Source organism: Marinobacter sp. L-46 (assembly GCF_056859535.1).
This window is the reverse complement of record NZ_JBSXOP010000070.1, coordinates 116,342-127,772: the sequence shown is the minus strand read 5'-3', so window position 1 is coordinate 127,772 and position 11,431 is coordinate 116,342. Positions and strand designations below refer to the sequence as shown.

Below are 11,431 nucleotides of genomic sequence, written 5' to 3'. Positions count from 1 at the left end.
GGCGGGAAAGTGGCGAGAAGGTCAGTTTTTGAGGTACCATTTTGGATAGCGGTTGTTGGTGTTGATTGATGGTGTAAGGTCCTGAAATTTTAACACTTTCAGCCGCTTTCTTTTATCCCCTCATGAGAAATTCGGGCTAGGAGTCTGCGCGGCAGGAGCCACCTTCTGGCATAATACGTAAAAATTCTTCAGCACCGGAGAATCCGATGGGAACCACCTTCCGCCCCTATTCACCTGATCAGGAACTGCTTCTTCCCCCGAGCCTGAACGAGTGGCTGCCCGAAGGGCATCTGGCCTATTTCATCAGTGACGTGGTCGAGGAACTGGATCTGAGTGCCTTCTCCGCCCGGTATGAAGGGAGCGGTCGGCGCAACTCGCCTTTCGATCCGCGGATGATGTTGAAGGTGTTGATCTATGCGTACGCGACCGGCGTGTTTTCATCACGAAAGATCGCCCGGAAGTTGGAAGAAGATGTCGCCCTTCGGGTCCTGGCGGCTGGCAATTTCCCCAGACACCGCACTATCTGCGATTTTCGCAAGCAACACCTGGCTGCGTTCAAGGCCGTATTTATTCAGGTGGTCCGGATCGCCCAGGAAGCGGAATTGGTTACTCTCGGTACGCTGGCGATTGATGGCACCAAGGTCCGGGCCAACGCCAGTAAGCACAAGGCCATGAGCTATGACCGCATGCGGGAGGAAGAAGCCCGTCTGTCAAAAGAGGTTGATGAGCTTTGTGGCCAGGCTCGCCGTGTGGATGAATCGGAAGACCAACAGTTTGGCCCGGATCAGCGGGGCGACGAGTTACCCGAAGAGCTTCAGCACCGTCAGGGGCGGCTGGACAAGATCCGGGCAGCGAAGGAGAAACTGGAAGCGGATCAAAAAACGCAAGATGAGGCCAAAGGCCGGCATCCAGACGATGATCGCCGCTCACCCAAGGGTGGCCGGAACTTCAAGAGAGATTATGGAGTTCCGGAGGACAAGGCTCAGAGTAACTTTACCGACCCCCAAAGCCGGATCATGAAAACGAATGATGGGTTCCAGCAATGCTATAACGGCCAACTGGCCGTGGATGGCGAGTTCCAGATCATCGTGGGCAACCGCCAGGGTAACAACCCCAGTGATAACGGCTGTCTGGTGCCGCTGCTGGGCGAGGTAAAAGAAACTCTGGGAAGTTACCCGGGCCAATGTCTGGCTGATGCGGGTTATCGCAAAGAGGAAGACTTGCAGGCATTGGAGACAAAAGGCATAGATGGCTACGTCTCGCTGCGCCGGGAAGGCAAAAAAACCGGAGATATAAACGCGAGCCGGTACCCGGCGACGGCCCGCATGGAGGAGAAGCTTACCACGGCGGAGGGGCGAGCAGTCTACGCTCAGCGCAAGCACATGGTTGAGGCGGTGAATGGCTGGATCAAGAATGTCCTGGGCTTCCGGCAGTTCGGCTTGCGGGGCCTTCAGGCGGTGCAGGGTGAATGGGATCTTGTCTGTCTGTCGCTCAATCTCAGGCGCATGAGTTCACTGATGAGGCTGGCATAAGTCGCTGAGGCAGCCTTTGGCTCACGGTAGGTACAGCTGGGGCCCTGCGATGCCCCTTTTAACCGGTTAACTGGCTGGATCGAAAGCGATGATGGAGCCGATCCGATATCGCGAACACTCCTTCCGGCCAGACAATGATCCGGTCTGGCGGAAACGAGGGCTCAAAACGTTTCTGCCGCGCAGACTCCTAGATGCCAGACTAGTAGAGCTGCAAGCGGAAAAGGCCGGGCTAGCCAGCGACCTGATTCCTCTGCTTGGGCGTCGTCCGACGGGGGCCAGTTTGCAACTGATGGCGCCATCTGAAACGCTTCTGTTCGCCGATGGACAGTTGGAACCAGATCATCCGCTGATTCGTGCAGCCGAGGCGAGGGAAGCCGAGGCGCGCGCGGCTGGATGTTGCCGAAGTCGATCGTCGACCTACGTTCACAGCTAATGCCGGCTATAACAGCCTGTGGGCTGACGAGAGAAAACGTTGGGTCGTCGGCATTGGCGTTCGGATCCCATTTAGTGGGCAGCGCCAGCACAGCGCCGTTCGAAAGGCGACTGCCGAAGCATCACAAAAACGATGGCTGGCCACTCAGGCCCAGCGGGAATGGCGGGCCTCGATAGCTAAACTGAGGGCAAGCGTTGAGGCCTGCCATGGTCGACTGAACATCCTCAACGAGCGACACTTGCCAAACCAGCGCGCGCACTGGGAAGCCAGTCTGAACGAGCTGGCCAGTGGCACTGGCAGACTGGAGGACGCGATAAATAGCGCAAGACAGCTTACTGGGGCCAAACTCCGTCGAGCTGGGGTGATCCGTGATCTATATGGTGCCTCGGCCGGGTACGAAGCCCTGATACCGGTGCGTACTATCAATGCGTTAAATTAAAGAGGTAATTCAATGGTCAAGTCTTCGGGCATTTTGGATAGCACCAGAAAGTTCCCTTCAAAATGCCCGAAGACTCGACCAAACCACTTGGACCAAAACTCATGAACCTTCCTGAAGGTTCGCTTTGCGACCCAAGCGCAGCCAATTTATGTTGATGTGGAGACTCTTAGCTTACTATTCTCTCGCTAGTGCCCACAGGCCGCGATATGAGCAACGTAAGACGCCTTCCTTTTGTGGATTGTTCGGTGGAGAATGGACTTTTGATGCCAAGTCGGAGGGATCTGGATGACGGAAAGAAAATCCTACAACTTGGGTGATCTCGTGTCCCAGTGTGACCCAGACGCCCCGATTCCAGACACGCTTCGAGAGTGGGAACGGATGGTGCCGATTGGATTGGAACTGGTCATCACGCGGCACTCAGTCGACGTTGTTCATCAGTCGATACGAATCTTGGAATCTCGGGAACAAGCACTGGAGTGGATCCAGCGCCCGATTCCAGGGCTTGAAGATGAAAGACCTTGCGACCTGCTGGGTACCCCTGACGGTTGTTGCCGGATAGCGTCGGTGCTTCAAAAAATTGAGCATGGTGATTTCAGTTGAGCCTACCCTAGGATTTATGTCTACTCAAAACACGAATATGCGAAATGATAGAGCTCTGTGCAGGAAATCTTGTCAAATATCCCGTCGTAATGTTCGATTTGCGACCACTGGGTGAGCATAAGATCCTTTTTTATCGCCTCTTGCGGCGAGCGGGCTTTGTCCTCAATCTTGGTAGGTAGTCCCAACGAGAGTTTTAGTATTCATGTTTAGTACAGGTACTAATATAGAAAATGAGCATTTACGCACTCACTCACTCGATTGGGATAGTTTTTATAGTTATAGGCGTTGAATGTACACCCAGCCCCAGAAGAAATTCCGGGCCAGGAAGCCTGAGGACATTCGGGCCGATATCGCAAAAGCTGCCGAGGCCTTCGGTGACGTCCGCCGGGTGTTTCTGGCCGATGGCGATGCCATGGTGCTGCCAACCCGCCGGTTGCTGGAAATCCTGAGCGACCTGAAAGCCGCCTTTCCGGGCATCCAGCGTGTTTCAAGCTACTGCCTGCCACGGAACCTGGCGAAGAAATCTGTTGAAGACCTGGTGCAGTTGCGCGAAGCCGGGCTTGGCATCCTGTACGTGGGCATGGAATCCGGCGACGATGAGGTGTTGAAACGTATCAACAAGGGTGAGAGCTGGGAATCCACCCGTTCCGCCCTGACCAAGATTCGCGAGGCAGGCCTGACCAGCTCTGTGATGGTGCTTAACGGCCTGGGTGGTGAAACCCTGTCGCGCCAGCACGCCATCAACACCGCCACCCTGTGCAACGAAACCCAGCCGGATTACCTGTCGACACTGGTTGTCAGCTTTCCTCAGGGCGAAGAGCGTTTCCGGGAAGGTTTTGGTGATGATTTCGTACCCCTGAGCCAGCAAGGTTTATTTGAGGAAATCCGCCTGTTCCTCGAGCACCTGGAACTGGAGAAAACCATTTTCCGCAGTGACCATGCCTCCAACTACCTGGTGCTCAAGGGCACTCTGGGCCGGGACAAACAGCGAATGCTGGAGCAGGTCAACCTGGCCATCAGCAATCCCGGTGCGGCGGCGCTGCGCCCCGAGTGGATGCGCGGACTGTAAACGGAGTAGATCACTATGACCCGAAAGCCTGATGAACTGGCCTCCGCTGTTGAACAGAATGCCGGTGGCAAGGCCTTACCGCCGCTAGACCAATGGAACCCGGGGCTGCTGGGGGATATGGACCTGCTGATCACCCGGGACGGCTCCTGGCTGTTCGAGGGCAAACCCATCGGCCGGGAAGCGATCGTGCGACTGTTTTCCACGATTTTGAGAAAAGAGCAGGACGGCGCCTACTACCTGGTCACCCCGGTTGAGAAGTGGCGGATTGCGGTAGAAGACACGCCGCTGCTGGCCCACTCGGCAGAGGCCACGGGAGAGGGTGATAGCCAGGTGATTTCGGTGACCACCAATATGGGCGAAACCCTGGAAATCGGCCCGGACCATCCGCTTGAGGTGGGGGCCTATCCCGACAGCGACGAGCCCCGGCCAGTTGTCGCCGTCAGGCACGGCGTGGAAGCACGGTTGGTGACCAATGCCTTTTACCAGTTGGCAGAGTTTGTTGAAGAGCAAACGGTAAACGGCGAAACCGTGCTGGGAGTTTTTAGCCACGGAAAATTCTGGAAAATCGGGCAGGGCGGTTGAAAAGCCCCTGACCACCCCAATGAATGAGGTAGAAAACGCAGTCTGTCACTTGTTAAACTGTCTTTTCTTACTTGTTATCGAGCCTGGCTCTCTAACGAGGCCCGGTGGTCGTTAGTCCCTCTGTGCAGTATGGCTGTTCAAGATTACTTTCGATTACCTACATCTTAAATACACAGTCATTGCGACACGCAAGGAGATCACATGGCCCAACCTCGTGTTGTCACCATCCATTACACGCTCACTAACGACCAGGGAGAGCAACTCGATTCCTCCCGCGTAGAAGGCCGTGAGCCGCTGTCTTACCTGGAAGGTGCACAGAACATTATCGGTGGACTGGAAAACGCACTGAACGAAAAGAGCGCTGGCGACCAGGTTAAAGTCTCTGTAGCTCCTGCTGAAGGCTACGGCGAAGTTAACGAAGAGCTGATCCAGCCGGTTCCGCGTTCTGCCTTCGAAGGCGTCGACACCATCGAGCCGGGCATGCAGTTCCAGGCCCAGACCCCGGGCGGCCCCCAAGTTGTTCGCGTTGTTGAAGTCAGTGACGAGACCGTCACCATCGACGCCAACCACCCGCTGGCTGGCCAGACTCTGCACTTCGACGTAGAAGTAGTAGAAGCTCGCGAAGCAACCGACGAAGAGCAAGAGCACGGCCACGTGCACTGATCTCTTCCGAAAGGTTGATCAAAGAACGGCTCCTGCGGGGGCCGTTTTTTTTGGTTTTTGCCACGAAATCCACGAAAAAACACGAAAATGGAAAAAGATAAAAAAATCTTTGGCCACGGACACTCACAGACGCTCACGGACAAAAGATAAAATTGGATGGTTTTTGTCCGTGTAATTCCGTGAGTGTCCGTGGCTTAAAAAATCAGTTCATCTTTTCATTATTTTTCGTGTTTTTTCGTGGATTTCGTGGCAAAAAAATACCGGAGGCAAGCTCCGGCATTTTCTGGTCAGTACACCCGCTTACATATTCGGATAGTTCGGACCACCCCCGCCTTCCGGTGTCACCCAGGTAATGTTCTGGGCAGGGTCCTTGATGTCGCAGGTTTTGCAGTGCACGCAGTTCTGCGCGTTGATCTGGAACTTCTTGCCGCTGCCGTCTTCCGCTTCAACCACTTCGTACACGCCAGCCGGGCAGTAGCGCTGCGCAGGCTCGTTGTACTTCGGCAGATTCTCCTTGATGGGAATCTCCGGGTCGGACAGCTTCAGGTGGATAGGCTGGTCTTCCTCGTGATTGGTGTTGGAAATAAACACCGAGGACAGCTTGTCGAAGGTCAGCTTGTTATCCGGCTTGGGATAATCGATCTTCTTGGCCTGATCGGCTGGCTTCAGTGTTGCATAATCCGGCGTGGTGTCGTGCAGGGTGAAAGGCAAGCTCCCGCGCAGGATGTTCTGCTCGAAGAAGGCAATGCCGGCGCCAATCACGTTACCAAATTTGTGCATGGCCGGGCCAAAGTTACGCTCGGCGTACAGTTCCTTGTAGAGCCAGCTGTCCTTGAAGCGATCAGCAAAGCTGGTGATTTCCTCACCGCCCTTGCCTTCTTTCAGGGCTTCGAACACCGCTTCCGCGCCCAGGATGCCGGACTTCATGGCGGTATGGGAGCCTTTGATCTTGGAAAAGTTAAGGGTGCCCGCATCGCAGCCCAGCAACAGCCCCCCCGGGAAGCTCATCTTTGGCAGGGAGTTGAAGCCTCCCTTGGTAATGGCGCGGGCGCCATAGGCAACACGCTTGCCACCTTCCAGATGTTTCTTGATTTCCGGATGCAGCTTCAGGCGCTGGAACTCATCAAACGGGCTCAGGTGCGGGTTGCTGTAGGAGAGATCGGCGATCAGGCCTACATAAACCTGGCCGTTTTCCAGGTGATAAAGGAAGGAGCCGCCAGTGGAGCCGGATTCGTTCAGCGGCCAACCGGTGGTGTGGATAACCAGCCCTGGCTCGTGTTTGGCCGGGTCGATGTCCCACAGTTCCTTGATGCCGATGCCGTAGTGCTGCGGATCCTTGCCTTCGTCCAGCTTGTAATCCTTGATCAGCTGCTTGCCGAGGTGACCGCGGCAGCCTTCGGTGAACAGGGTGTACTTGGCGCGCAGTTCCATACCCGGCATGTAGCCGTCTTTCTGGGAACCGTCACGGGCTACGCCCATGTCGCCGGTGATGATGCCTTTCACCTGGCCGTCTTCAACGATGGTTTCAGCTGCGGCAAAGCCCGGGTAAACCTCTACGCCCAGCTGCTCGGCCTGTTCGGCCAGCCAGCGGCACAGGTTGCCCAGACTGATAATGTAGTTGCCGTGGTTGTGCATGTTCTTGGGCACAAACGCGTTGGGAACCTTGGTGGCTTTTTCCTGGCTCTTCATCAGGAAAATGTCGTCCCGGGTAACCGGCGTATTCAGGGGAGCGCCTTTTTCTTTCCAGTCCGGGAAGAGTTCATTCAGGGCAGTAGGCTCGAATACGGTACCTGCGAGGATGTGCGCCCCGATTTCAGAACCTTTTTCTACTACACAGACAGTCAGTTCTTCGCCAGCTTCCTGCGCCAGTTGCATGACGCGGCAGGCTGCAGACAGGCCAGCAGGGCCGCCGCCGACGATCAGAACATCAAATTCCATCGATTCGCGTTCCACGTTGGTCTCCTCAAACAGCTTTTAATGAATGTTATTAACCCGAAGGATAGCGCATTTCAAGAATCAAACAAACGTTTGTTTGAAATCTGCCCTTACCTTTGGCATTGTACGTATACACCGAAAAATCGTGTGTTTTGAGTCGATTTTTAGTATCGTCTCATTGTCAGGTCGGGTCAACCCGGTCCTTTGACTGTGAAGACTCATTAAACCCATCGTAGAAGAACGAGGAATCTATGAAGGTTCTGGTCGCTGTAAAACGAGTTATCGACTACAACGTGAAGGTGCGTGTCAAGCCGGACAACACCGGCGTTGATCTCGCCAACGTCAAGATGGCAATGAACCCGTTCTGCGAAATCGCAGTTGAAGAAGCGGTTCGTCTGAAAGAGAAGGGCGTTGCCAGTGAAATCGTTGTTGTATCCATTGGCCCGAAGGCTGCTCAGGAGCAGATCCGTACTGCACTGGCGCTGGGTGCTGACCGTGGTATCCACATCGAGACTGACGAAGAAGTACAGTCCCTGGAAGCGGCCAAGCTGCTGAAGGCGGTTGTCGAGAAAGAAGAGCCCAAGCTGGTTATTCTGGGCAAACAGTCCATCGATTCCGACAACAACCAGACTGGCCAGATGCTGGCCGCTCTGACTGGCATGGGCCAGGGCACGTTTGCCTCTGAGGTGGTTGTTGAAGGTGACAAGGTTAACGTAACACGCGAAGTAGACGGCGGTCTGATGACGGTTGCCCTGAACCTGCCGGCGGTTGTTACCACTGACCTGCGTCTGAACGAGCCGCGTTACGCTTCTCTGCCGAACATCATGAAGGCCAAGAAGAAGCCGCTGGACGCCATGAGCCCCGCCGATCTGGGTGTTGAAATCGCCCCGCGCCTGACCACCCTGAAGGTCGAAGCCCCGGCTGCACGCCAGGCTGGTATCAAGGTGGCAGACGTAGCTGAGCTGGTGGATAAACTGAAGAACGAAGCGAAGGTGATCTAAATGAGCATCCTGGTAATTGCTGAACACGACAACAGCAGCCTGAAGCAGGCTACTCTGAACGTTGTAGCGGCTGCCAAGGCCATCGGTGGCGACATCGACGTGCTGGTTGCCGGTGAGAACGTAGGCGCCGTCGCTGAAGCCGCTGCCAAGGCAGAAGGCGTGAACAAGGTACTGGTTGCAGACAACGCCGCGTACGGTCATTTCCTGGGTGAGAACCTGGGTGACCTGGTTGCTGAAGTGGGTAAGGGCTACAGCCACATCCTGACTTCTGCCGGTACCACCGGTAAAGACTTCATGCCGCGCGTTGCTGCGCTGCTGGACGTTGCCCAGGTATCCGACATTATCCGCGTTGAGTCTGACGACACCTTCGTTCGTCCGATCTACGCCGGTAACGCTATCGCGACCGTAAAGGCCAGCGACAGCATCAAGGTGATCACTGTGCGTCCGACCGCGTTCGACCCGGTTGCCGCTGAAGGCGGTTCTGCTTCTGTAGAACAGCTGGACGTTGTAAAAGACGCCGGCCTGTCTTCTTTCGTAGGCGAAGAGCTGGCCAAGTCTGACCGTCCGGACCTGGCTTCTGCTGGTATCGTAATCTCCGGTGGTCGTGGCATGCAGAACGGCGACAACTTCAAGATGCTGGAGCAGGTTGCTGATCTGATGGGTGCCGCTGTTGGTGCATCCCGTGCCGCAGTTGACGCCGGCTTCGTACCGAACGACATGCAGGTTGGTCAGACCGGTAAGATCGTTGCTCCGCAGCTTTACGTTGCGGTGGGTATCTCCGGTGCCATCCAGCACCTGGCAGGTATGTCTGACTCCAAGGTGATCGTTGCGATCAACAAGGACGAAGAAGCGCCGATCTTCCAGGTTGCTGATTACGGCCTGGTAGCGGATCTGTTTGAAGCAGTTCCGCAGTTCGAAGAAGAGCTGAAGAAAGTTCTGTAACTTTCGGATCTCTTTAGCAAAAAAGGCACCTCAGGGTGCCTTTTTTGTTTTTGAAACAATGCGTTTTTCGGCTTTACCGATAATCAGGGTATCCGCGAGGATATGCAGGGCCCGGTTGGTGGTACGGACCGCCTTGTACACCTGCTCGGTTTTTTCGTGATGGGTTTGCTGGACCTTCCTGGTACTGTTGCGAAACTCTTCATCGCTGGAAAACATGTCGATCAGGCCAAACGTGGTGTTGGCGATGGCCTTGTGCACCTTCTCGACCGCCATGGCGCCGCCAGAGACCGTATCCTCCAGCAATTTCGCACGGTTACGGACCTCCAGCAGTTCCATACGGCTTTTCTGGACGGCACTGCGGGCACTGATGCGGTGGGTGTTAAGAATCCTCAGATCACGGCGGCTCGCGCCGGATACACGAAAACCGGCAAACAGGCAGCCGGCGGTGGCGGCAAGGCTCAGGGCAACAAGAATCTGGGCGATCATGGCCGAGGCTCCTCAGCGGTATTCAATGTGCATTTCAACATCGATATCACGCTCTTCGAGTTCCACTTCGAGTTCTTTCATGACTTCCTGATAGACCATTTTCCGGGTCATTACCGGTAAGCGATCCGCAAGCAGCCGGCCGGTCCGGGATTCCCGCTTGGCCAGGGAAATCGGGTCCAGCACCCGAAGGGTCAGTATCAATTCCGGATCCTGGCAGGTCTCAGGGATACCTTCGTTCTCCAGCATCTGGGCGATCATCTTCTTCTGCTCGAGGAATTGCCAGAGCAGCAGGGCGCTGAACACCAGAAGAATCAGGCTGGTGAGTGCAAGCAACGTGTTCAAAGGGCACCTCCCGGGTGTCTTGTGTGCATGTACAGAGTGTGCCCCAGTCTGCATGACAAACGATTGGCCGGGAGGACGCCCCGGACAGCGTAAACAGGAAAGTAGAACCTGTGTTCAAACCTGTTACCATCGTAACCCAACACCCGTTTGAATAAGGATAAATAATGACCAACACCACACAGGCAGAGTTTGATCTGGTCGTATTTGGCGCCACCAGCTTTGTGGGCCAGATTCTTTCCCGGTATCTGATGGAGACTTACGGCACCGGTGGTGAAGTCCGTTGGGCCATTGCCGGCCGTTCCGAGAGCAAACTGGCCAGCCTGAAGGCTGAGCTGGGGGATAACGCCTCTGCATTGCCGGTTATTCTGGCAGATGCCTCTGACGACGACGCCCTTGCCGCCATGTGCCGACAGACCCGGGTGATTATTTCTACCGTTGGTCCCTATGCGCTGTATGGCGAGCCGCTGGTGAAAGCCTGCGTGTCCACCGGTACCGATTACTGCGACCTGACCGGCGAAGTTCAGTGGATTCGCCGGATGATCGAGCGTTATGAAGACCAGGCCAGGCAGACCGGAGCCCGGATTGTTCATTGTTGCGGTTTTGACTCGATTCCTTCCGATATGGGTGTCTGGTTCCTGCAGCAGAAATCCGAAGAGACCTTCGGCCAGCCCTGTCGTGATGTGCGTATGCGGGTGAAGGTGGCCAAGGGCGGGCTGTCCGGCGGTACTGTAGCCTCCATGATCAACGTGGCGAAAGAAGCCGGGGCAGACCCGAAGCTCCGGAAAGAGCTGGCTAACCCGTTCTCCATCTGCCCGCCGGACCACCGTTCCAGCACGCGCCAGCCGAGCTTGAAAACAGCGGAATTCGATAAAACTTTCAATGCCTGGCTGGCCCCGTTTGTGATGGGTGCCATCAATACCCGGGTGGTTCATCGCTCTAACGCCCTGCAGCAAGCCCGCTACGGCAAGGAATTCACCTACGACGAAGCCATCATGACCGGCAAAGGCACCAAGGGACGCCTGACGGCCTATGGCATTGTGGCCGCCCTGGGCGCCTTCTTTACCGCATCGGCCATCAAGCCAACCCGCTGGGTGGTGGAAAAACTGGTGCCCAAGCCGGGTGAGGGGCCAAGCCCGGAATCACAGGAAAAAGGCTTCTACGACATCCGCTTTGTCGGACGTACAGAAGATGGCAAGACCCTGATCACCAAGGTGACGGGCGACCGGGATCCGGGCTACGGCTCTACCGGCAAGATGCTGGGTGAATCCGGTATGTGCCTGGCCTTTGATGTGAAAGACGAAGTGCCTGGTGGTTTCTGGACTCCGGCCTCTGCGCTTAACGGCAAGTTGCTTGAGCGCCTGACTACCAGGGCGGGGCTGACTTTCGAGCTGCTCGAAACCCGCTGAG

General features: G+C 55.8%; 10 protein-coding genes and 1 pseudogene. 8 read left to right on the top strand and 3 right to left on the bottom strand.

The window, feature by feature from the left end; genetic code table 11:
- Window positions 1-206 precede the first annotated feature (206 nt).
- The 5 genes and pseudogenes from AC13DJ_RS11425 (at window position 207) to AC13DJ_RS11405 (ending at window position 5,318) form a co-directional block, all read left to right on the top strand.
- Window positions 207-1,532: an IS1182 family transposase gene (locus tag AC13DJ_RS11425; protein WP_482933620.1), complete on the top strand. Its 1,326-nt coding sequence runs from the start codon at window positions 207-209 to the stop codon at window positions 1,530-1,532.
- A gap of 1,157 nt (window positions 1,533-2,689) precedes the next feature.
- A complete protein-coding gene (locus AC13DJ_RS11420) occupies window positions 2,690-3,004 on the top strand; it encodes an antitoxin Xre/MbcA/ParS toxin-binding domain-containing protein (RefSeq protein WP_092033719.1) in 315 nt (104 codons plus the stop codon).
- 289 nt (window positions 3,005-3,293) lie between these two features.
- Window positions 3,294-4,073, top strand: a pseudogene (locus AC13DJ_RS11415) (radical SAM protein); the annotation flags it as partial.
- Between the two features lie 15 nt (window positions 4,074-4,088).
- Complete coding sequence (locus tag AC13DJ_RS11410; protein WP_022988218.1) at window positions 4,089-4,655, top strand: DUF1285 domain-containing protein; 567 nt, start codon at window positions 4,089-4,091, stop codon at window positions 4,653-4,655.
- A 201-nt stretch (window positions 4,656-4,856) separates the two neighbouring features.
- Entirely contained in the window at window positions 4,857-5,318 is a 462-nt protein-coding gene (locus tag AC13DJ_RS11405; RefSeq protein WP_058340902.1) for an FKBP-type peptidyl-prolyl cis-trans isomerase, read from the top strand.
- Window positions 5,319-5,618: 300 nt separating this feature from the next.
- Here the strand turns inward: AC13DJ_RS11405 and AC13DJ_RS11400 are convergent, their stop codons facing one another.
- Window positions 5,619-7,271, bottom strand: a complete 1,653-nt coding sequence (locus tag AC13DJ_RS11400; RefSeq protein ID WP_482933621.1) for an electron transfer flavoprotein-ubiquinone oxidoreductase — start codon at window positions 7,269-7,271, stop codon at window positions 5,619-5,621.
- 233 nt (window positions 7,272-7,504) lie between these two features.
- On the opposite strand from AC13DJ_RS11400, the gene AC13DJ_RS11395 reads away from it, so the two are divergent.
- Window positions 7,505-8,254 (top strand): electron transfer flavoprotein subunit beta/FixA family protein, encoded by a 750-nt coding sequence (locus AC13DJ_RS11395; protein ID WP_482933622.1) that lies wholly within the window; start codon window positions 7,505-7,507, stop codon window positions 8,252-8,254.
- Window positions 8,255-9,196 carry an electron transfer flavoprotein subunit alpha/FixB family protein gene (locus AC13DJ_RS11390; RefSeq protein WP_058340905.1) on the top strand — a complete coding sequence of 314 codons (942 nt, stop codon included), beginning with the start codon at window positions 8,255-8,257 and terminating at the stop codon, window positions 9,194-9,196.
- Between the two features lie 30 nt (window positions 9,197-9,226).
- On the opposite strand, the gene AC13DJ_RS11385 is transcribed toward AC13DJ_RS11390, so the two are convergent.
- The gene (locus AC13DJ_RS11385) at window positions 9,227-9,682 is read right to left on the bottom strand and encodes a hypothetical protein (RefSeq protein ID WP_199457534.1); all 456 of its coding nucleotides are present in this window, start codon (window positions 9,680-9,682) and stop codon (window positions 9,227-9,229) included.
- Window positions 9,683-9,694: 12 nt separating this feature from the next.
- On the bottom strand, window positions 9,695-10,024 hold the full coding sequence (locus tag AC13DJ_RS11380) for a hypothetical protein (protein ID WP_482933623.1): 330 nt from the start codon (window positions 10,022-10,024) through the stop codon (window positions 9,695-9,697).
- A gap of 164 nt (window positions 10,025-10,188) precedes the next feature.
- Here AC13DJ_RS11380 and AC13DJ_RS11375 point away from each other — a divergent pair, with 164 nt between their 5' ends.
- Window positions 10,189-11,430 carry a saccharopine dehydrogenase family protein gene (locus AC13DJ_RS11375; protein ID WP_232901025.1) on the top strand — a complete coding sequence of 414 codons (1,242 nt, stop codon included), beginning with the start codon at window positions 10,189-10,191 and terminating at the stop codon, window positions 11,428-11,430.
- Window position 11,431: the final 1 nt, after the last annotated feature.

Bases quoted from the DNA above. Each gene is read 5' to 3' on its own strand.
- AC13DJ_RS11425 (WP_482933620.1), top strand. From the start codon at position 207: ATGGGAACCACCTTCCGCCCCTATTCACCTGATCAGGAACTGCTTCTT.
- AC13DJ_RS11420 (WP_092033719.1), top strand. From the start codon at position 2,690: ATGACGGAAAGAAAATCCTACAACTTGGGTGATCTCGTGTCCCAGTGT.
- AC13DJ_RS11410 (WP_022988218.1), top strand. From the start codon at position 4,089: ATGACCCGAAAGCCTGATGAACTGGCCTCCGCTGTTGAACAGAATGCC.
- AC13DJ_RS11405 (WP_058340902.1), top strand. From the start codon at position 4,857: ATGGCCCAACCTCGTGTTGTCACCATCCATTACACGCTCACTAACGAC.
- AC13DJ_RS11395 (WP_482933622.1), top strand. From the start codon at position 7,505: ATGAAGGTTCTGGTCGCTGTAAAACGAGTTATCGACTACAACGTGAAG.
- AC13DJ_RS11390 (WP_058340905.1), top strand. From the start codon at position 8,255: ATGAGCATCCTGGTAATTGCTGAACACGACAACAGCAGCCTGAAGCAG.
- AC13DJ_RS11385 (WP_199457534.1), bottom strand. From the start codon at position 9,682: ATGATCGCCCAGATTCTTGTTGCCCTGAGCCTTGCCGCCACCGCCGGC.
- AC13DJ_RS11375 (WP_232901025.1), top strand. From the start codon at position 10,189: ATGACCAACACCACACAGGCAGAGTTTGATCTGGTCGTATTTGGCGCC.